Source organism: Pseudoalteromonas sp. OFAV1 (assembly GCF_021532595.1).
In the GTDB taxonomy this organism is placed as follows: Bacteria; Pseudomonadota; Gammaproteobacteria; order Enterobacterales; family Alteromonadaceae; genus Pseudoalteromonas; species Pseudoalteromonas lipolytica_C.
On the sequence record NZ_JAKGBG010000042.1, the window covers coordinates 23,934 to 42,645 of the forward strand.

At 42.4% G+C, this 18,712-nt stretch carries 22 protein-coding genes and 1 pseudogene; 4 read left to right on the forward strand and 19 right to left on the reverse strand.

Going from position 1 to position 18,712, the window contains the following annotated elements; translation table 11 throughout:
* Nucleotides 1–100: 100 nt before the first annotated feature.
* The gene (locus L1267_RS18340; protein ID WP_235383719.1) at nucleotides 101–988 is read left to right on the forward strand and encodes a DUF4097 domain-containing protein; all 888 of its coding nucleotides are present in this window, start codon (nucleotides 101–103) and stop codon (nucleotides 986–988) included.
* Nucleotides 989–1,069: 81 nt separating this feature from the next.
* A complete protein-coding gene (locus L1267_RS18345) occupies nucleotides 1,070–1,315 on the forward strand; it encodes a hypothetical protein (protein ID WP_054552382.1) in 246 nt (81 codons plus the stop codon).
* On the opposite strand, the gene L1267_RS18350 is transcribed toward L1267_RS18345, so the two are convergent.
* The 5 genes from L1267_RS18350 to L1267_RS18370 all read right to left on the reverse strand — a co-directional run bounded on the left by L1267_RS18350 (nucleotide 1,312) and on the right by L1267_RS18370 (nucleotide 7,035).
* Nucleotides 1,312–1,851, reverse strand: a complete 540-nt coding sequence (locus tag L1267_RS18350; RefSeq protein ID WP_235383720.1) for a DUF4124 domain-containing protein — start codon at nucleotides 1,849–1,851, stop codon at nucleotides 1,312–1,314. The genes L1267_RS18345 and L1267_RS18350 overlap by 4 nt on opposite strands.
* A 15-nt stretch (nucleotides 1,852–1,866) precedes the next feature.
* Nucleotides 1,867–2,595: a substrate-binding periplasmic protein gene (locus tag L1267_RS18355; RefSeq protein WP_235383721.1), complete on the reverse strand. Its 729-nt coding sequence runs from the start codon at nucleotides 2,593–2,595 to the stop codon at nucleotides 1,867–1,869.
* Nucleotides 2,596–2,695: 100 nt separating this feature from the next.
* A complete protein-coding gene (locus L1267_RS18360) occupies nucleotides 2,696–3,436 on the reverse strand; it encodes a phosphoadenylyl-sulfate reductase (RefSeq protein ID WP_235383722.1) in 741 nt (246 codons plus the stop codon).
* 38 nt (nucleotides 3,437–3,474) lie between these two features.
* Nucleotides 3,475–5,172: an assimilatory sulfite reductase (NADPH) hemoprotein subunit gene (cysI, locus tag L1267_RS18365; RefSeq protein ID WP_135923217.1), complete on the reverse strand. Its 1,698-nt coding sequence runs from the start codon at nucleotides 5,170–5,172 to the stop codon at nucleotides 3,475–3,477.
* Nucleotides 5,173–5,220: 48 nt separating this feature from the next.
* Nucleotides 5,221–7,035, reverse strand: coding sequence for an assimilatory sulfite reductase (NADPH) flavoprotein subunit (locus tag L1267_RS18370; RefSeq protein ID WP_235383723.1), 1,815 nt, complete (start codon nucleotides 7,033–7,035; stop codon nucleotides 5,221–5,223).
* Between the two features lie 347 nt (nucleotides 7,036–7,382).
* On the opposite strand from L1267_RS18370, the gene L1267_RS18375 reads away from it, so the two are divergent.
* Nucleotides 7,383–9,023 carry an endonuclease gene (locus L1267_RS18375; RefSeq protein WP_235383724.1) on the forward strand — a complete coding sequence of 547 codons (1,641 nt, stop codon included), beginning with the start codon at nucleotides 7,383–7,385 and terminating at the stop codon, nucleotides 9,021–9,023.
* Between the two features lie 60 nt (nucleotides 9,024–9,083).
* On the opposite strand, the gene L1267_RS18380 is transcribed toward L1267_RS18375, so the two are convergent.
* From L1267_RS18380 to rpsJ, 13 genes are all read right to left on the reverse strand, one after another.
* Nucleotides 9,084–9,398: a hypothetical protein gene (locus L1267_RS18380; RefSeq protein WP_235383725.1), complete on the reverse strand. Its 315-nt coding sequence runs from the start codon at nucleotides 9,396–9,398 to the stop codon at nucleotides 9,084–9,086.
* Nucleotides 9,399–9,462: 64 nt separating this feature from the next.
* Nucleotides 9,463–10,179 carry a hypothetical protein gene (locus L1267_RS18385; protein ID WP_235383726.1) on the reverse strand — a complete coding sequence of 239 codons (717 nt, stop codon included), beginning with the start codon at nucleotides 10,177–10,179 and terminating at the stop codon, nucleotides 9,463–9,465.
* 282 nt (nucleotides 10,180–10,461) lie between these two features.
* On the reverse strand, nucleotides 10,462–10,719 hold the full coding sequence (rpsQ, locus tag L1267_RS18390) for a 30S ribosomal protein S17 (protein WP_135923212.1): 258 nt from the start codon (nucleotides 10,717–10,719) through the stop codon (nucleotides 10,462–10,464).
* Nucleotides 10,719–10,910, reverse strand: coding sequence for a 50S ribosomal protein L29 (gene rpmC / locus L1267_RS18395; RefSeq protein ID WP_054552371.1), 192 nt, complete (start codon nucleotides 10,908–10,910; stop codon nucleotides 10,719–10,721). The genes rpsQ and rpmC overlap by 1 nt, the downstream gene beginning before the upstream one ends.
* The gene (gene rplP / locus L1267_RS18400) at nucleotides 10,910–11,323 is read right to left on the reverse strand and encodes a 50S ribosomal protein L16 (RefSeq protein WP_036974208.1); all 414 of its coding nucleotides are present in this window, start codon (nucleotides 11,321–11,323) and stop codon (nucleotides 10,910–10,912) included. Before rplP ends, rpmC begins: the two co-directional genes overlap by 1 nt.
* Nucleotides 11,324–11,335: 12 nt before the next feature.
* Nucleotides 11,336–12,037 carry a 30S ribosomal protein S3 gene (gene rpsC / locus L1267_RS18405; RefSeq protein WP_063701047.1) on the reverse strand — a complete coding sequence of 234 codons (702 nt, stop codon included), beginning with the start codon at nucleotides 12,035–12,037 and terminating at the stop codon, nucleotides 11,336–11,338.
* An 11-nt stretch (nucleotides 12,038–12,048) separates the two neighbouring features.
* Nucleotides 12,049–12,381: a 50S ribosomal protein L22 gene (rplV, locus tag L1267_RS18410; protein WP_004588690.1), complete on the reverse strand. Its 333-nt coding sequence runs from the start codon at nucleotides 12,379–12,381 to the stop codon at nucleotides 12,049–12,051.
* 14 nt (nucleotides 12,382–12,395) lie between these two features.
* On the reverse strand, nucleotides 12,396–12,674 hold the full coding sequence (gene rpsS / locus L1267_RS18415; protein WP_010376377.1) for a 30S ribosomal protein S19: 279 nt from the start codon (nucleotides 12,672–12,674) through the stop codon (nucleotides 12,396–12,398).
* 16 nt (nucleotides 12,675–12,690) lie between these two features.
* The gene (gene rplB, locus L1267_RS18420) at nucleotides 12,691–13,515 is read right to left on the reverse strand and encodes a 50S ribosomal protein L2 (protein ID WP_135923211.1); all 825 of its coding nucleotides are present in this window, start codon (nucleotides 13,513–13,515) and stop codon (nucleotides 12,691–12,693) included.
* 17 nt (nucleotides 13,516–13,532) lie between these two features.
* A complete protein-coding gene (gene rplW, locus L1267_RS18425; protein ID WP_135923210.1) occupies nucleotides 13,533–13,835 on the reverse strand; it encodes a 50S ribosomal protein L23 in 303 nt (100 codons plus the stop codon).
* On the reverse strand, nucleotides 13,832–14,437 hold the full coding sequence (rplD, locus tag L1267_RS18430) for a 50S ribosomal protein L4 (protein ID WP_062568199.1): 606 nt from the start codon (nucleotides 14,435–14,437) through the stop codon (nucleotides 13,832–13,834). The genes rplW and rplD overlap by 4 nt, the downstream gene beginning before the upstream one ends.
* 17 nt (nucleotides 14,438–14,454) lie before the next feature.
* On the reverse strand, nucleotides 14,455–15,090 hold the full coding sequence (gene rplC, locus L1267_RS18435; RefSeq protein WP_004588685.1) for a 50S ribosomal protein L3: 636 nt from the start codon (nucleotides 15,088–15,090) through the stop codon (nucleotides 14,455–14,457).
* Nucleotides 15,091–15,117: 27 nt separating this feature from the next.
* On the reverse strand, nucleotides 15,118–15,429 hold the full coding sequence (gene rpsJ / locus L1267_RS18440) for a 30S ribosomal protein S10 (protein WP_002957900.1): 312 nt from the start codon (nucleotides 15,427–15,429) through the stop codon (nucleotides 15,118–15,120).
* Between the two features lie 493 nt (nucleotides 15,430–15,922).
* Here rpsJ and plsB point away from each other — a divergent pair, with 493 nt between their 5' ends.
* A complete protein-coding gene (plsB, locus tag L1267_RS18445; RefSeq protein ID WP_235383727.1) occupies nucleotides 15,923–18,373 on the forward strand; it encodes a glycerol-3-phosphate 1-O-acyltransferase PlsB in 2,451 nt (816 codons plus the stop codon).
* Here plsB and L1267_RS18450 read toward each other — a convergent pair.
* Nucleotides 18,370–18,712, reverse strand: a pseudogene (locus L1267_RS18450) (acyl-CoA thioesterase domain-containing protein); the annotation flags it as partial. The gene plsB and the pseudogene L1267_RS18450 overlap by 4 nt on opposite strands.

An 18,712-nucleotide genomic window follows, 5' to 3' on the forward strand; every position in this document is an offset into this window, starting at 1 on the left:
TTTACAAAAAATGAAAAGCACATAAAAATCAGAATGTTAAAATTGGACCATAGTTTGCAAATGCTAACCAGATAACAATCACAATAATTTTGGAATCCATATGACTATTGCATCATTCAAACGCGCAATTTGCGCAACGGCCATTTCATCAAGTTTATTATTAACGGGCTGTGTTATTCATGTCTCTCCGGGTCAAATCGCAGAACAAAAACAACAAGACTTAAGCGTGTCGGCTGCAAGTATCAGCGCATTAAAAATTGATGCCGAAGCAGGCTCACTGATCATCAAAGGCGACAGCAACGCCACGGCTATCACAGTGAATGCTAATATCTATGCGGCTAAAGGCGATGAAACCTATACACTAACACTCGAAAAGCATGGCGACACGGCTGAGCTTATCAGCAAGCTCAATAATGGTAGCTTGTCGTTTTACAGTGGCTCATCCCCTCATATTGATTTAATTGTCTCTGTGCCTAGCAACCTTAAACTAGATATCGATGATGACTCAGGTGATATCGTGATACGTGCGATGCAAAACGATATCAGCATTGATGATGATTCTGGCTCAATCATTATTGAACAAGGCAGAAATATCAACATAGATGATGACTCCGGCGATATTCGCATTAGCAATGTCAGCGGCAATATCAGTATTGAAGACGACTCTGGCTCAATTATGATTGACCAAGGCCAAGGGCGTATTGATATTGAAGATGACTCTGGTGATATCCAGATCGACAATAGCCAAGGCCCTGCACGTATTATTGATGAATCAGGTAGTATCAGCGTTAAAACATTGGCTGGTGCGCTTACTATCGAAGATGGCTCTGGTGATATAGATGTAAGACAAATCAAAGGGCTGGTTACCATTACCGATGGCTCTGGCAGCATTTATGTGGATGACACACTTGGCCTGACAATTATCGAAGCGGGTTCAGGTGATTTAAGTATCGATAACATCAACGGCCCAGTAAAATTGGACAAATAACCGACAATTGCTTGATTTAGAACAACCCTATTAATTACAACAGCACCTACACTTTAATTATGGCTAAAGTGAGGTGCTTGTATGACTGAACAAACCATCATTCGAATCTTAAAAACCTTTATCATTTTAGGTATTTGCCTAATTATATTGGGGCACTCTTTATTAGCCGGTAATTACTTAAGTGATAGCATGGGTATACATGGCATTATGATCAGCGCAGCGTGTATTGCTGTTGGTGTGCTATTCTCACTACCCACCAAAATTTATCTCACTATTTTACTGATGAAAATGGAAAGCGACCTCACAGCGCAAAACAAACAAAGTTAATTTCCACCTTGCTTTTTGAGCTGCTGTTCAAGTTGCTTGTTACGTTGCTCCATAAGCTGTTTTGCTTGCTCAGCGTCTTGCATCATTTTTTGTACGTTTTTAGGGTCGTATACCCCAAGCGTTGAAGGTGTTTCGTCAGCTTTAACTGTTGCTGCTTGCTTCTCATCTGCTTGAAATGTCTCTGCAGGTAACACTGTTATGTCGTTCGGATCTAAACTTACCGCGATACTAAAATAATTAGGATGGGGTGTATCAGCATAGTGCCACTGCCCTTGTTCATCTTGCCATTTATACACAACAACAGGTGTATTAACGTCTTTGCTCAAGCTCAACTTCTCAGTGAGCTTTTTAACTTGGCTAGTAAGAGTATCGGCTCCTTGCGAAGCAAAATCACTCACATCATCACTGACTTTTTCTGAATAACGCTCAAACATACCAAGCTCTAGGTAAGGTTTACCGTCTGGCTTTTTAATGTAAAACAGCAGCGCAACACTGGTTAGGAGCAGCATCACAGCAAAATAACAAAAGCGTTTCATAATTCCATTTACACATTATTGGTAGTTACTCACAATCTTAGCAAATTCCCCCGATGATTTAAGACTTTTCATAAAGTCATTAAATTTTTCGCTCATGCGCTTACCTTTTTCATTATAAATGAACTGTAGTTGCATCGGCGCTTTGCCCACGTTGTAGTCGCTAACAGTAAACTTTTTAAAGGCATCATCTTGTGCGGCATACCATTGCAAGGTATTTTTTGCGATGACGGCAACACGTTGATTTTGTTTTTTATCAAGTAAAGCATTCAACATGTCTAATTCAGAATAGAAGTCTTCTCGGTGTACTTTTCCTGAAGCAAACAAAGCTTCAAATTGCGGATAGGTATAGCCAAATCGCGTCAGTACAGCAAAACCATTCAGTTTATCAAGTGGTGGGATATGACAACCATTTGGCATCACCAGCACGTCTTCGACAACAGCTATCATATCACTCCAATAATAGTGATTTTCGCCTCTGTACCACTGCTCAGACTCCAACCTCACATCAACCTTTCCCTCATCCAGTAAATGCTGAGAGCGCACTTCAGGTACGAGAATATAACTAATTTGCACTTTGTACTTTTTAGCGAAACGTTCAAGTAGCTCATCAACTAAGCCTTTTTGTTTCTCGCTCGCAAAATGATAAGGAGGGTAATCTGTGTCATAGAGTGCAACACGCAGCGTTTCAGCTCGTACTAAAGGAGCAATAAATAATAAAAATAAAAATACAACAACACGACTCATAATTTTCTCTCACAGAATTAAGCCTGAGATTGTATATAAATAGCACAAAAAAAGCGCAACCTTGGTTACGCTTTACGAAAATTCTGATAGGAATTTAGGATTAGATACCATCACCATCGATATGTAAGCCACATTCACGGTTTAAACCAAAGAAACGCGTCTCTTCTTCTGTCATGCCCGGTTCAAGTTTACGTGTTGTGTGAACATCGCCCATCGACACATAACCTTGCTCCCAAAGTGGATGATAAGGTAAATCATGTTTAGTTAGATACTGATAGATGTCACGGTTGTTCCACTCAATAAGTGGATACACTTTCACAGTCCCTCGGCTGATTTCAACAATTTGCTTATCAGCTCGGCTAGATGACTGATCGCGACGCAAGCCACTAAACCAAGTACCTGCATCCAGCTCGTTTAAGGCACGAGTCATTGGCTCAATTTTATTCAGTTGATTGTACTGCTTAATGCCTTCTTCACCTTGCTCCCAAAGCTTACCAAACTTCGCTTCTTGCCACGCAGGGCTAAGCTCAGCTTTATAAACTTTAAGATTAAGCGATAGTCGCTCCGTCATTTGCTCGATGAACTGATAGGTTTCAGGAAACAAATAACCGGTATCTGTCAGTACCACCGGAATATCTGGCTGCTGTGATGTCACTAAGTGCAACATTACCGCCGCTTGAATACCAAAACTCGACGACAAAAAGTGCGTGCTTGGTAAGTTTTCAAGCGCCCAAGCAACACGCTCTTCAGCGCTTTTATCAGCCAGAAGACCATTTATATCAGCCAGCATGGCTGTTTGGTCTTCTTTGCTCATCGTTAAGATGTTTTTAAATTCACTCATGGTTAATTCCAAACCTTAAAGCGGTGTCGCTTATAAAATTATGCGTGAAAATCAGTTACTGAAACTTTAACTTCAGCAACAATGCCTTTGCGAATTACAAAATCACCAAAACACTCGCCTTCATTACGCTCACTTGCCCATTGGCCAATTAGCTTATCGAATGCGTCTAGGTATACGTCTTCGCCAACATTTTCTAAATACAGTTTTGGAATACGCGTGCCTTCACGGTTACCACCTAAGTACACGTTGTATTTTCCTGGACCTTTACCAACCAGACCCGCTTCTGCCAACATTGCGCGGCCACAGCCATTCGGACAACCCACAACACGCATAATGATGTTGTCATCGCCAATACCATGTTTCGCTAATAGCGCTTCTGTTTTCTCAATTAAGCTTGGTAAATAACGCTCAGCTTCTGCCATCGCTAACGGACACGTTGGTAATGCCACACACGCCATTGAGTTTTTACGCTGCTCTGTATGGCTGTCATCAATTAGGCCATGGTTACGAGCGATCTCTTCGATTACCGCTTTTTGATCAGCCGGAACACCTGCGATGATCAAGTTTTGGTTTGCCGTCATGCGGAAATCACCTTGGTGAATTTCAGCAATTTTACGACAGCCTGTTTTTAGCGGTTTATCTGGGTAATCTAAAATACGGCCACTTTGAATAAACAGCGTTAAGTGGTGCTTACCATCAATACCTTCAACCCAACCGATACGGTCACCACGGTGAGTGAACTCATACGGGCGGCTCTGTTCAAATTTAACACCAGCACGTTTTTCAACTTCAGCTTTAAATACATCCGTACCTACACGGTCTAGTGTGTACTTAGTTTTCGCATTTTTACGATTTGAGCGGTTACCCCAATCACGCTGTACAGACACGACGTGCTCAGCAATTTTCAAGGTGTGCTCAAGTGGAATAAAACCAAAGTCATCCGCTTTACGAGGATACGTTGCTGTATCACCGTGAGTCATCGCAAGACCACCACCCACTAACACGTTAAAACCAACTAACTTGCCGTTTTCTGCAATTGCCACGAAGTTTAGGTCGTTCGCATGCACATCCACTTCATTATTCGGTGGAATTGTTACTGTGGTTTTAAACTTACGCGGTAAATAAGTTGAACCTAAAATTGGCTCTTCAGTGGTTTCACTCTTTTCACCATCTAACCAAATTTCAGCGTATGCTTTGGTTTTTGGTAATAGGTGCTCTGAGATCTTCGCAGCCCACTCGTAAGCTTCTTGGTGAAGCTCAGATTCAACAGGGTTCGTTGTACATAATACGTTTCGGTTTACGTCGCCCGCCGTTGCAATTGAATCAATGCCCACGCTATTAAGCATTTGGTGCATGCCTTTAATATTTGGCTTAAGCACACCATGGAACTGGAAAGTTTGACGCGTGGTTAAACGAATACTGCCATAGCTGGTTTTTTCTTCAGCAAACTTATCAATTGCTAACCATTGCTCTGGCTTGATGATACCGCCAGGCATACGAGCACGTAACATTACGTTATGTAACGGCTCTAATTTTTGTTTAGCGCGCTCAGGACGAATATCACGGTCATCTTGCTGGTACATGCCGTGGAAACGGATCAGTTGGAAGTTATCAGCAGTGAAACCACCTGTGATCTCGTCTTTTAAATCTTGCTCAATTGTGCCACGTAAAAAATTACTTTCTCTTTTCAAACGCTCGTTATCAGAAAGCTTTACGTTTTTGTCTTGTTCGCTCATGGTATTTCCTAAATTTGTTACAGTGACGGCTGTTAGCTTTAAACGTGATTAGTACACGTCTTTCTGATAGCGGTTTGCGCTACGTAAATCTTTTAAATATTGCTCAGCTTGTTCATCATCTTTGCCGCTATTTTCTTTGATAATGTCTACAAGCGCCTGATGAACATCTTTCGCCATACGGTTTGCATCACCACAGATATAGAAATGAGCACCCGCTTCTAACCAAGCAAATACTTCTTGGCTGTTTTTGCGAAGTTTGTCTTGAACATATACTTTTTCCGCTTGGTCACGGCTAAACGCCACATCCACTTTAGTCAGTAAACCTGACTTCAAGTAACCTTGAATTTCAACTTGATATAAGAAGTCTTGAGTAAAGTGTGGGTTACCAAAGAATAACCAGTTTTTACCACTTGCTTCACGAGCATCACGCTCTTGTAAAAACGCACGGAATGGTGCAATACCCGTACCCGGACCTACCATAATAATTGGCGTTTCATCATTAGCCGGTAAACGGAAATTATCGTTATGCTCACTGAATACTTTTACTTTGCAACCTTCTTCAGCACGACGCGCTAAATAGCCAGAACACCCACCTAAGTGCTCGCTACCAAATGCATCAAACTCAACCAGACCCACAGTTAAGTGAACTTCATCTTCAACTTCAGCTTGGCTAGATGCAATCGAATATAAACGCGCTTGTAGTTTACGTAAGCAGTCTACTAAGGTTTGCGCTTCTAGTTGAGCTGGGTTTTGACGAATAATATCGAAGATTTGGCGAGGTTCGATGTACTCACGCATTGCCGCTTTATCTTCAACTAACTTTAATAATTCAGGGTTGCCAGTTGCTGTTGCATATTTTTCAACAAAACCTGGGTATGACTGGGTTAACTCTAATTTTTCGATTAATGCATCACGAATACTGAGCTCTTCATCGCCTAGTTTAACCGTGCTAGATGCATCAATTTGGGTAAGCGCAAGGACTTCATCAACAAGTACTTCATCATTCAAGAAGTAAACGCCCAGCGAATCACCCGGTGTATAGGTGATGTCTGAACCTTCTAATGAGATTTCAACATGACGCACATCTTTAGTTGAGTCACGACCGGTAATTTTTTGCACAACACTTAGCTCTGCAGCAAATGGGTTTTGCTTGGTGTATTGGCTTGCTGCTGGCGCTGCTGCTCCAAATGGCATCGCCACAACTTGACCACCACTTGCTTGCTGCTGCGCTTTAAGATCTGGTTCAAACGCATCAAGTGCACCATCAATCCACTTAGCAGCTTCATCATCGTAATCAACATCTAGGTCAGCACGCTGGAAAATAGTTTCTGCGCCAAGCTTGTTAAAGCGCTCTTCGAAATCTTTTGCTGTTTGGCAGAAGAATTCGTAGCTTGAGTCACCTAAGCCAATCACAGCCACTTTAACACCATCTAGCTTTGGTGCTTTTTTAGTCGTTAAGAATTCATGGAGGCTTTCAGCATCTTCTGGTGGCTCACCCTCACCATAGGTTGAAACAACAACCGTGATAAACTTTTCTTTTTTCAGGGCTGTTGGTTTGTAGTCAGCCATGTTTACTAGCTTAGCCGTTAGACCGCGCGACTCTGCTTGCTCTTTTAACTTGCTCGCCACGCCTTTGGCGTTACCCGTTTGCGAGCCGTATAAAATAGTCAATGGTGCAGCATCACCCGCAGCTGGAGCGGCAGCAACACCACCAGTTAATGCACCTGCATTTGCGTTAGCAGCTAAGTAACCACTTACCCACGCTTGCTGAATTGGATTAAGTTCAGCCACTAAGCCTTGCAGCTTTTGTACTTGCTCTTGCGATAGCGGGCTCGCCGCTGCATTTAGTTGACTTAACAACATGAATTTATTCCTCGTAACCCTGAAAAGTTAACTGCGAAACGAGCTTACTACCGTCATTTCGCGAACAATTTTTTCGACTTTAAAGACTAAACAAAAATGCTTTAAAGGTTTATCTTAGCGTGAAGAATAACGGGGTCTGAGGCGATTAAAAAAGAATAGAATCTGCTTTGATATTCCATTTAGTTATTAATTTAGTATTTATCCAAAAAAAACATGTTAAAAGCAAAAATTACCCAATAAGAAACTTTTATTAATTAACATTATTGCAACATAAGCCGATTAGCCTATACTCGCTGTGTTCATTTTGAGAACAGCTAAAACTATTAAAATATAAAAAGGAAACAACGATGTCACACGGGACATGTAAAAAATACATGCTAGCCAGTAGTTTACTGTGTTTAGCGAGTTCAGCATTGGCAAATGTTAATAATGCCGACTTCGAAAACTGGTCAGCAAACACCCCTGCAAGCTGGAGCACCATAGATAGCGGTATTAGTCTTAGCGCTAATAGTAATGTGGTTTACTCAGGTAATTACTCAGCGCAAGTTGTGGTTAATACTGGCACGCAAAGTAATACCGATTTACAGCAATTAGTTGATGTAGTGGCCGGTGAAAGCTATGAGTTTTCTGCTTGGGTTTACCATACTGAAGGCGGCGTAAAAGCTCGCTTAGTGGTTGATGGCTATCAAGGTTACTCTAATTCAGCATTAACGAATCAATGGCAACAAATCAGCTATCAGTATACAGCTTCTGCGACTACCTCAATTAGTGTTGGCCTGCGCTTTTACGATGTAACAGGCTTTGATGGCAGCGAAGTGGTTTATGTTGATAACTTTGCACCAAGCACGGGCTCAACACCACCACCTTCGGGCAGCTGCGCCGATAACCAAGTATCTTTAACCCTCACTACCGATAACTATGGTGAAGAAACCAGCTGGCATATCACTAATAGCCAAGGTAGCACAGTAGCATCAGGCGGCAGCTATGCTGCAAATACTCAGTACAGTGAGCAAGCATGTTTAACTGATGGTGACTATACCTTTACTATTTTTGATAGCTATGGTGATGGCATATGCTGCTCATTCGGCAATGGCAGTTACAATCTTTCTTTAGGTCAAACAGTACTTGCCAGTGGTGCAAGCTTCCAAAGCTCGGAAGCTACGCCGTTTACTTTGGGTGATAACTCAGGCTGCGGTGACGGTGGTGGTACAACACCAACAGAGCCAACGGGATACTATGTTACAACGCAAGGCCTTAGTGGTTATGCACTGAAAACAGAGTTATACAACATCATTAAAGATCACAACTCACAAGGCTATTCAGCTATTTGGAGTTTTTACGATGTTGCCTCACGCGATAAGTATTTTGAAAACGACAACTCTATTTTAGACCGTTATTCAGAAAACCCTGCAGGCCAAGACAGTTACAACTATGTTGCTGTGAGCGATCAATGTGGTACATACAACAGCGAAGCAGATTGCTACAACCGTGAGCATTCTTTCCCGAAAAGTTGGTTTGGCGGTACAGTTGAGCCAATGAATTCAGACGTACATCACATTTTTGCTACTGATGGTTATGTAAATTCAAAACGTAGTAACTACCCGTTTGGTGAAGTTGGTAGTGCAAGCTATACCTCTAGCAACGGCAGTAAGTTAGGCAGTGCAGCTAGCTCATTAAATTACTCAGGAACGGTATTTGAACCTATTGATGAATTTAAAGGTGACTTTGCAAGAGCCTATTTCTACATGGCAACACGCTATGAAAATGTAATTGGCTCGTGGCAAAACAACACAACCTACAGTAACGCTGTATTGAATGGTTCATCTAATCAGGTATTTGAGAACTGGGTCGTTGCTATGTTATTAAAATGGCATAACGAGGATCCTGTTAGCCAATTAGAGCTTGACCGTAACCAAGCAGCTTACGAACATCAAGGTAACCGCAACCCATTTGTGGATCATCCAGAATTTGTAGAAATGATTTGGTAACTTCGTTAAGCCAAGGCACTTAGTTTCGGCTAAGTGCCTTTTTATACGATACAAGATGACTTATGCCCCACTAGCGTTTGACTGCTCGACAAGACGAATGTCATGTAACAAATGGTTATGCCTTACCGATAAAGCGTTTTCTGGCGTTGACTTTATTTTATAGCCAAGCTGCAGTAAAACCAGTGTAAATAGGGCTGCATGCTGGTAATGGCTAGGCTGCCCATTCAAATCAAACTCTTCGATTACGCTATGTGCATAACTAGAATTATTTTGTAATGACTGCCAAATACGCGTTTGTACTTGAGAAATTTGAATCGCTGACGCTTGATAGCAATTAATCTGTAAGCTTAATAAATAGTTTTCTAGTGAGTTCATAGCGTTATCCATTACAAAAAACGCTACTTTAAAATCTCAAGTTAAGTTGAGGTAAAGTGTTTTATTATTTATTACTCCATTTATTCATTATTTCTTTAAATAACTTAGCGTCTTTGTCTTCGCAGGGTCTTGGCGATCCACTTGGCACCCCAGATTTACCAAACACCGAATTGAAATTTATGCCATAACACATACCATTTAGCACCTCGATACGCTTGCTACCATCGCCACTTTGCCAAACGACAGTTGCTTTATCAGAGACGGTTAATTGCGCAGGCACTGTAACCCTGCCTGAGGGGCTATTCGCTTCATCCTGCCCAAACAAAGACGCATTAGCAGAACCATTTTCAAAATTAAGCTGTGGGATTGGCGCATAAGGGTTGAGCTTTTTAAAAGGCTCTTCGGCTATTTTTGAATTCTCAAGTGTCTGATTAGGCTTTACAACCTCAGAGGTAGCTTTTTTGGGTTCGTCTATTGTGGGATTAACTGTATTAGAATCACTTATCTGCCCAGAGCTACTCTGCGAAGTTTCTTCTTTTTTTGGCAAAGAATTAACCTCATCAGGCATTCCTTCTGTTTGCTCAGGTGAAGGTTTTTCTTGGATTTTCTGCAAACTAGGTAACGAAGTTAAATCAACACTCACATACGCGTTGATTACTTTTGGCGGCTCTGTGGCTGCTACTGGTAGTTTCACAAACTTTCCATATTGAGCAAATAACAACAAAAGCACAGCATGTAGCGTAATCGAGATGATCCATGCTTTGTAAGTCCCTTTTAGCACCCAAACGCCTCATTTTTATTTTTAAGAGTGTTAAATGAGTGAGTTAGTTCATAAGAAAAAGTGGCGTTTTAGCAAGAGTAAAGTTTATGGTTCTAGCTCAAGTCTATTCGTAGAGATGGTTTCGATTAAGCATTAGTGCCATATGAGGTTTTACAGCAGCGGGAAACTCTGCAGCAAACAAGTCTAGCGCTCAACTGACGTCTAAAAGCTGATAGCTTTATTTTAAAAACAAAAAGCCCCAGCAAATGCCGGGGCTTTTTAGTAAGTAAACTTAATTAAAAATTAAGCTTGCTTTGGACGTTCAACAACGTCTACTAAAGTCCAAGACTTAGTCTTAGAAATAGGAGCACACTCACGGATAGTAACTACGTCACCAGTTTGAGCTGTGTTGTTTTCGTCATGTACGTGTAGTTTAGTCGTACGTTTGATGAATTTACCATATACTGGGTGCTTCACGTAACGTGCGATAGCAACAGTGAAAGATTTATCCATCTTGTCGCTGATTACACGGCCTTGAAGAGTACGGATTTTATCGCTCATTATTGACCTGCCTTCTGGTTAATAACTGTTTTTACACGCGCGATATCGCGACGTACTGTTCTTAGCGTGTGTGTCTGAGCTAACTGACCAGTGCTTGCTTGCATGCGCAGGTTGAACTGCTCACGAAGAAGTCCTAGAAGTTCAGCGTTTAGCTCTTCTACGCTTTTGTCTTTTAGTTCGCTAGCTTTCATTACATCACCGTCCGAGTTACGAAAGTTGTTGTGAATGGTAATTTACGCGCTGCAAGGTTAAATGCTTCACGAGCAAGCTCTTCAGAAACACCTTCCATTTCGTAAAGTACTTTACCAGGTTGAATTTCAGCAACCCAATATTCAACAGAACCTTTACCTTTACCCATACGAACTTCTAATGGCTTGTTCGTAATTGGCTTATCTGGGAATACACGGATCCAGATTTTACCTTGACGCTTTACGTGACGTGTCATAGCACGACGAGCTGCTTCGATTTGACGAGCAGTCATACGGCCACGACCAGTAGCTTTCAAACCGAAAGTACCGAAGCTTACTTTGTTACCGTTTTGCGCTAAACCGCGGTTGCGGCCTTTGTGCATTTTACGGAATTTTGTACGTTTTGGCTGTAACATTACTCGCTACCTCTACTTAGCACTTTTTTTGGCTTTCTTTGGCGCGCGTTTAGCTGGCTTCTCTTGCTCTTGTACTAGTGGTAAACCACCAATAACTTCGCCTTTGAAGATCCAAACTTTAACACCAATGATACCATAAGTGGTTAAGGCTTCAGAAGTTGCGTAGTCGATATCAGCACGTAGAGTATGTAGAGGTACACGACCTTCACGATACCATTCTGAACGTGCGATCTCAGCACCGCCAAGACGACCGCTAACTTCAACTTTGATACCTTTTGCACCAATGCGCATTGCATTTTGTACCGAACGCTTCATAGCGCGACGGAACATAACACGACGCTCTAGCTGTGACGCAATACCGTCAGCTACTAGTTGTGCATCAAGTTCAGGCTTACGAACTTCAGAAATATTGATCTGAGCCGGAACACCTGCAATCTTAGTTACTGCTTGACGTAGTTTTTCAACGTCTTCGCCTTTTTTACCGATAACAACACCAGGACGAGCTGTGTGAATTGTTACACGGATAGATTTAGCTGGACGCTCGATAACGATTTTAGACACAGAAGCCGCTTTTAATTCCTTAGTTAGGAATGCACGTACTTTGTGATCGCCAAAAAGCTGATCAGAGAAATCTTTTGAATTCGCGTACCAGGTAGAAACCCAAGGTTTAGAGATACCTAGGCGAATACCAGTAGGATGAACTTTTTGTCCCATTACTTATACTCCTAGCTATCTGAAACCACAACAGTGATGTGGCTTGTACGCTTAAGGATGCGGTCAGCGCGTCCTTTAGCACGTGGCATAATACGCTTCATTGTAGGACCATCGTCCACAAAGATCGTAGTTACACGAAGCTCATCAATGTCAGCACCTTCGTTATGCTCTGCGTTAGCAATAGCAGACTCAAGTACTTTCTTAACTAATACAGCCGCTTTTTTAGGGCTGTACGCCAGGATTTCTAGAGCGCGATCAACCGGAAGTCCGCGGATCTGATCTGCAACTAGACGTGCTTTTTGCGCCGAACCAGAGGCGAATTTATGTTTAGCTAATGCTTGCATTTATCATTCTCCTCTTAACGTTTCTTCGCTTTCTTATCCGCAGCGTGACCGCGGTAAGTGCGAGTTGGTGCAAATTCACCTAGTTTGTGACCGATCATTTCGTCTGTGATAAACACAGGAACGTGCTGACGACCATTATGGACAGCGATGGTCAATCCGATCATGTTAGGTATGATCATTGAACGACGGCTCCAAGTTTTAATTGGCTTCTTGTCACCGCTTTCCAACGCTTTCTCTACCTTCTTCAGCAAGTGTAGGTCAATAAAAGGACCTTTCTTGAGAGAACGTGGCATGGCTATTCCTCAACTATTATTTAGTACGACGACGTACGATAAATTTATCAGTACGCTTGTTCTTACGTGTCTTAGCACCTTTAGTCGGTTTACCCCATGGAGACACAGGATGACGACCACCAGATGTACGACCTTCACCACCACCGTGCGGGTGATCTACCGGGTTCATGGCAACACCACGAACTGTCGGACGGATACCACGCCAGCGATTTGCACCAGCTTTACCTAGTGAACGAAGCATATGCTCAGCATTACCTACTTCACCAAGTGTTGCGCGACAGTCAGATGGAACTTTACGAACTTCGCCAGAACGAAGACGTAGAGTTACGTATTGACCTTCACGAGCAAGGATTTGAACGTATGCACCAGCAGAACGTGCGATTTGCGCGCCTTTACCTGGTTTTAATTCTACGTTGTGAACAGTCGAACCTACAGGCATGTTGCGCATTGGTAACGTGTTACCAGGTTTGATTGGTGCATCAATACCAGACTGGATTGAATCACCCGCTTTTAAGCCTTTAGGTGCAATAATGTAACGACGCTCACCGTCTGCATATAATACAAGAGCGATGTTTGCGCTACGGTTTGGATCATACTCTAGACGCTCAACAACAGCTGGAATGCCATCTTTAGTGCGTTTAAAGTCGATTACACGGTAATGATGCTTGTGACCACCACCGATGTGACGAACCGTGATACGACCTTTGTTATTACGACCACCAGACTTAGAGTTTTTCTCTAGTAGTGGTGCGTAAGGTTTACCCTTATGTAAATCTGGGTTAACCACTTTAACCAGGTGACGACGACCCGCAGAAGTTGGTTTACACTTTTGAAGTGCCATAATTCTAACTCCCCTTATTACTCGGCGCCGCCGACAAAGTCTAGCTCGCTACCTTCTTTAAGAGTAACGTAAGCTTTCTTCCAGTCTGAACGACGACCGAAACGCATGCCAGTACGTTTTGTTTTACCCTTAACGTTTAGTGTGCGAACACCAGTTACTTCTACTTCAAAAAGCTTTTCTGCAGCAGCTTTGATTTCAGCTTTAGTTGCATTAGAAGCTACTTTGAAAACAATCGTGTTGTTCTCTTCAGCAGCGATAGTGCTTTTTTCAGAGATGTGTGGAGCAAGGATCACTTTTAAAAGACGTTCTTCACGGATCATGCTAGCGCCTCCTCAAGTTGCTTAACAGCAGCAGCTGTAATAAGTACCTTATCGAAAGCGATTAGGCTTACAGGATCGATACCAGCTACATCACGCGTGTCAACCTTGTATAGGTTACGTGCCGATAAGAAAAGATTCTCATCTACTTCTTCAGTCACGATTAGAACATCTTTAAGCTCAAGTTCTTTAAGCTTAGCAACTAGTTCTTTAGTTTTTGGTGCTTCAAGACCAAACTGTTCAACAACGATTAAACGCTCTTGACGAACTAATTCAGATAAGATGCTTTTGATCGCACCGCGGTACATTTTACGGTTTACTTTTTGGCTATGATCTTGTGGTTTAGCTGCGAAGCTAACGCCACCTGAACGCCAAATTGGGCTACGAATTGTACCAGCACGTGCACGGCCAGTACCTTTTTGAGACCATGGTTTTTTACCACCACCGCTAACTTCAGAACGTGTCTTCTGAGCACGAGTACCTTGACGAGCACCTGCTGCGTAAGCAACAACTACTTGGTGTACTAATGCTTCGTTAAACTCACGTCCAAAAGTAGCTTCAGAAACTTCAAGAGCGCCAGAAGCGTCTTTAATTGCTAATTCCATCACTAAATCTCCAGGACTTATGCTTTAACAGCTGGTTTAACGATAACGTCACCGCCGATAGCGCCAGGTACTGCACCTTTAACTAAAAGCAAGTTACGCTCAGCGTCAACGCGAACTAGTTCTAAGTTTTGAGTCGTTACACGCTCAGCACCCATGTGACCGGCCATTTTCTTACCTTTAAACACCTTACCAGGTGATTGGTTTTGACCGATTGAACCAGGAGCACGGTGAGATAGAGAGTTACCGTGAGTAGCGTCTTGCATGCTGAAGTTCCAGCGCTTAACACCACCTTGGAAACCTTTACCTTTAGAAGTACCGGTTACGTCAACTTTGTTGATTTCGTTGAATAATTCAACAGTAAGCTCAGCGCCTACTTCAAAATCGCCTTCACCACCATTTAGGCGGAATTCCCACAGACCGCGACCCGCTTCAACACCAGCTTTAGCGAAGTGACCCGCTGCTGCTTTGTTTACACGGCTTGCTTTTTTAGTGCCTGCGGTTACTTGAAGCGCGTTATAACCGTCTGTTGCGTCAGATTTGATCTGTGCAATGCGGTTAGGAGTCGCTTCGATAACTGTCACAGGGATAGATACACCATCTTCAGTGAAGATACGTGTCATACCCACTTTACGACCGACTAGACCTAATGCCATTTTCCTAAAACCTCTCTAATCTTCCGATTAACCCAGGCTGATTTGAACATCAACACCAGCAGCAAGATCTAAACGCATAAGAGCGTCAACAGTCTTGTCAGTTGGTTCTACGATGTCGATCAGACGTTTATGGGTGCGGATTTCGTACTGATCACGCGCGTCTTTGTTAACGTGCGGTGAAGTTAGTACAGTAAAACGTTCAAAGCGTGTAGGTAGTGGAATTGGACCACGTACTTGAGCGCCAGTGCGTTTCGCAGTTTCCACGATTTCCGCCGTTGATTGGTCAATCAAACGGTGGTCAAAAGCTTTTAGGCGAATACGAATGCGTTGATTTGACATTCTTAAACCTCAATATAAAGAGCATTTAAAAAGAGCATAAAAAAACGACCGAAACAATCTTACTAACTAAGATGTCGGCTGTTCTCTTATATCTACGTTGAATTCCAAATCGGAATTCCTGTTTATTAGCTTGAAATCCAAGCTTAATCTTTCCTTCCAAGTTCCCGAGGGAATTTTGAAAGCCTGCGTATTATAGTTATATTGGTGATAAATGCAACAACTTTTTAGAATTAATACACTCGACGCCTTATCAAAATGAAATTTAAATGAAATAGAACTAAATTCAGCCAAGGTATGTCTTTGCTTACTATAGTTAGGTAAAGAAACAAAAAGCCATACAATGTTGCAATGGTCAGTCCAGTTAATAATTGTTATTCTATGCCGCTTATTTTGACCGCATGTGGTCTACTGTATATTTACTAATACCAATTGGCTTAATAAAGTGAGCTGTCTTAGGCACTAAACCTAGTTGGTATAAAACTTTGGTGAGTTGATGCGTATCATTAATCGTTGTTTAAATGCTATTTCTGCTGGGATGAACCGCTTGCTAGTAAAAAGCAAAGTTCTGCCTGAGAACCCTATTGAACAATACAATCTAAACCCTGCCAACCCAACTTTTTATATTGTGAGGTTGAATGCGCGCTCTGATTTAGCGGCACTGGCGCGGGTATGTAAAAAATATGGCTTACCTGACCCAACCGAAGAGCAATTATTAGGTAATGCCGAACTTAACCGCTTTATTGGTATTCAAAACCCACCACCGCTATTTGGTAATAAAAGCAAACCAAGTAATGCCTTGCAGCAAGGCAAACACATTATTGACCACCTAATGCAATCTGGTGAGCAAAACGTCCAAGTGATCCCGGTGACCATTTTATGGGGTCGTAACCCAGGAAAAGAAAAGCCTGGTTTAGGTACTTTGGTGTCTCATTCATTAACACCCAGCTGGTTTCGCAAGTTCTTTGTGTTGCTATTTTCTGGGCGTGATAACTTTATTCGATTTAGCCAACCACTCGACTTATCTTTATTAGTCAATGAAAAAGCCGATGTTGATGAGCTACCACATAAGTTAATACGCGTAGCTCGTGTGCACTTTCGCCGTCAAAAACTGGCTGCTACAGGGCCAAAAATGCCATCGCGTGAACAGCTTTTTAATTCGCTACTTGCATCACCAACAATAAAAAAAGCGATTCAAATAGAAGCAAAAGAAAAAAACATCAGCCAAGAGCAAGCTCGTCAAAATGCGCTGAAGCTACTTGATGAAATTGCTGCCAATTACAGCGATGCCACCATTCGTGTTGCTGACCGTGTATTAACTTGGCTGTGGAATAAACTTTATAACGGCATCGACATTAAGTTTTCAGAGCAAGTTCACGAGCTCACTGATAAAGGCCATGAAATTATTTATATGCCTTGTCACCGCTCGCACATGGATTACTTATTACTGACCTACTCTATTTATCACTTAGGTTTAGTACCACCGCATATAGCCGCTGGTATCAACTTAAACTTCTTCCCGGCAGGTGGTATTTTCCGTCGTAGTGGTGCTTTCTTTATTCGCCGCTCTTTCGCGGGCAACAAGTTATATTCATCAGTATTTAAAGAGTATCTGAGCCAGTTATTTATTAAAGGCTACTCAGTGAAGTTTTACACTGAAGGTGGCCGTAGCCGTACTGGTCGTTTGTTACCACCAAAAACAGGTATGCTCGCCATGACGTTGCAAGCCATGCTTCGTGGCATAGATCGCCCTATTTCGATTGTGCCTGTATACATCGGTTATGAGCACGTAATGGAAATTAATACTTACTTAAAAGAGCTGGCCGGTAACGATAAAAAAGGTGAGTCGGTCTTGGGGATTTTTAAAGCCATTAAAAACCTGAAAAACTATGGCCGTGGTTACTTAAATTTTGGTGATCCTATTTCGATAAATCAATACCTTAATGAACAGCAACCTGATTGGCGCGAGTCTATTCACCCGACCGATGTACAAAAGCCACAATGGCTTGGACCGCAGGTAGCGAATCTTGCCGATAAAGTAATGGTTAATATTAATAGTGCCGCTGCACTCAATGCGGTGAATCTACTCGCGATGATTTTATTGGTGAATGACAAACATGCGTTAAGTAAACCTAAGTTGATTGCGCAACTTGAGTTTTATCTACATTTACAACGCAGCGCAAGTTACAGCGACAAGGTAACAACACCTAACGAAAGTGCTGAACAGCTATTAGAGCATGCACTTAAGCTTAATAAGTTTGACGTCATCAGTGATGAATTTGGCGAAATTATCGCTATTAACGACAAAGAAAAGACGCTATTCAACTACTACCGTAATAACGTATTGCACTTATTTGCTGTACCAAGCTTGCTTGCGCTGCATTTATTCAAAGCACATCAAACTACCATGGCAGATTGCCGTGCCTTGATTGCACGTTTTTACCCGCTGTTCGCTAAAGAGTGGTTCTTGCATGAGCTAGATGAAAACTACATTACTCGCGTGCTCGCAAGCTTTGTTGATCAAGACCTTATTGAAATTGAAGGTGATAATATCAAAATCACCAATAGCAACGACTGCTTAGCAAAACTCGAAATGCTTGGCCGCGCCTTAAGCTTAACGCTACAGCGTTACGCTATCGTGGTTGGTTTTATTCAAACCAGTAGCGGTATTGAGCGTGAAGAACTTGAGCACGAAAGCCAAGTGTTAGCAGAGCGTTTAGGCACGTTGCACGGCATTAAAACGCCGGAGTTCTTTGACAAAAAAGTACTTATTGGTTTTATCTCAAGCTTGCGAGAGCAAAAGCTAATTACCGAATCAGAGCAAGGCTTAACGGGTAGCAATGAGCTGTGTGAAGTGTATTTATATCTGAAGGCATTGCTGCCAGCACGAGTCTGGCAGTCAATTGACGATATAGTGCAAAGCCAAGCTCAGCACGCAAAAGGTTAACGCTGACGCATTACCCCTTCTTGGATCGTTGAGGCAACCAAATTGCCTTGACGGTCAAAGAACTGACCTCGCACCAAACCACGGCCAGAGCTCGCACTTGGGCTATCAATCGAATATAAAATCCAATCGTCTAGTCTAAACGGGCGGTGAAACCACATTGCATGGTCAATCGTCGCAACCTGCATATTCGGCTGCATAAACGATACACCGTGCGGCTGTAATGCCGTTGGTAAAAACTCAAAGTCAGACGCATACGCAAGTAAGTAGTTATGAATACGCTGATCGTCAGGCATCTCACCATTGGCTTTAAACCAAATATGCTTAACGGGTTCCATTACT

Excerpts from the sequence above, each read along its gene's own strand:
- L1267_RS18340 (WP_235383719.1), top strand. The coding sequence starts at position 101 with ATGACTATTGCATCATTCAAACGCGCAATTTGCGCAACGGCCATTTCA.
- L1267_RS18345 (WP_054552382.1), top strand. The coding sequence starts at position 1,070 with ATGACTGAACAAACCATCATTCGAATCTTAAAAACCTTTATCATTTTA.
- L1267_RS18350 (WP_235383720.1), bottom strand. The coding sequence starts at position 1,851 with ATGAAACGCTTTTGTTATTTTGCTGTGATGCTGCTCCTAACCAGTGTT.
- L1267_RS18355 (WP_235383721.1), bottom strand. The coding sequence starts at position 2,595 with ATGAGTCGTGTTGTTGTATTTTTATTTTTATTATTTATTGCTCCTTTA.
- L1267_RS18360 (WP_235383722.1), bottom strand. The coding sequence starts at position 3,436 with ATGAGTGAATTTAAAAACATCTTAACGATGAGCAAAGAAGACCAAACA.
- cysI (WP_135923217.1), bottom strand. The coding sequence starts at position 5,172 with ATGAGCGAACAAGACAAAAACGTAAAGCTTTCTGATAACGAGCGTTTG.
- L1267_RS18370 (WP_235383723.1), bottom strand. The coding sequence starts at position 7,035 with ATGTTGTTAAGTCAACTAAATGCAGCGGCGAGCCCGCTATCGCAAGAG.
- L1267_RS18375 (WP_235383724.1), top strand. The coding sequence starts at position 7,383 with ATGTCACACGGGACATGTAAAAAATACATGCTAGCCAGTAGTTTACTG.
- L1267_RS18380 (WP_235383725.1), bottom strand. The coding sequence starts at position 9,398 with ATGAACTCACTAGAAAACTATTTATTAAGCTTACAGATTAATTGCTAT.
- rpsQ (WP_135923212.1), bottom strand. The coding sequence starts at position 10,719 with ATGAGCGATAAAATCCGTACTCTTCAAGGCCGTGTAATCAGCGACAAG.
- rpmC (WP_054552371.1), bottom strand. The coding sequence starts at position 10,910 with ATGAAAGCTAGCGAACTAAAAGACAAAAGCGTAGAAGAGCTAAACGCT.
- rplP (WP_036974208.1), bottom strand. The coding sequence starts at position 11,323 with ATGTTACAGCCAAAACGTACAAAATTCCGTAAAATGCACAAAGGCCGC.
- rpsC (WP_063701047.1), bottom strand. The coding sequence starts at position 12,037 with ATGGGACAAAAAGTTCATCCTACTGGTATTCGCCTAGGTATCTCTAAA.
- rplV (WP_004588690.1), bottom strand. The coding sequence starts at position 12,381 with ATGCAAGCATTAGCTAAACATAAATTCGCCTCTGGTTCGGCGCAAAAA.
- rpsS (WP_010376377.1), bottom strand. The coding sequence starts at position 12,674 with ATGCCACGTTCTCTCAAGAAAGGTCCTTTTATTGACCTACACTTGCTG.
- rplB (WP_135923211.1), bottom strand. The coding sequence starts at position 13,515 with ATGGCACTTCAAAAGTGTAAACCAACTTCTGCGGGTCGTCGTCACCTG.
- rplW (WP_135923210.1), bottom strand. The coding sequence starts at position 13,835 with ATGATCCGTGAAGAACGTCTTTTAAAAGTGATCCTTGCTCCACACATC.
- rplD (WP_062568199.1), bottom strand. The coding sequence starts at position 14,437 with ATGGAATTAGCAATTAAAGACGCTTCTGGCGCTCTTGAAGTTTCTGAA.
- rplC (WP_004588685.1), bottom strand. The coding sequence starts at position 15,090 with ATGGCATTAGGTCTAGTCGGTCGTAAAGTGGGTATGACACGTATCTTC.
- rpsJ (WP_002957900.1), bottom strand. The coding sequence starts at position 15,429 with ATGTCAAATCAACGCATTCGTATTCGCCTAAAAGCTTTTGACCACCGT.
- plsB (WP_235383727.1), top strand. The coding sequence starts at position 15,923 with ATGCGTATCATTAATCGTTGTTTAAATGCTATTTCTGCTGGGATGAAC.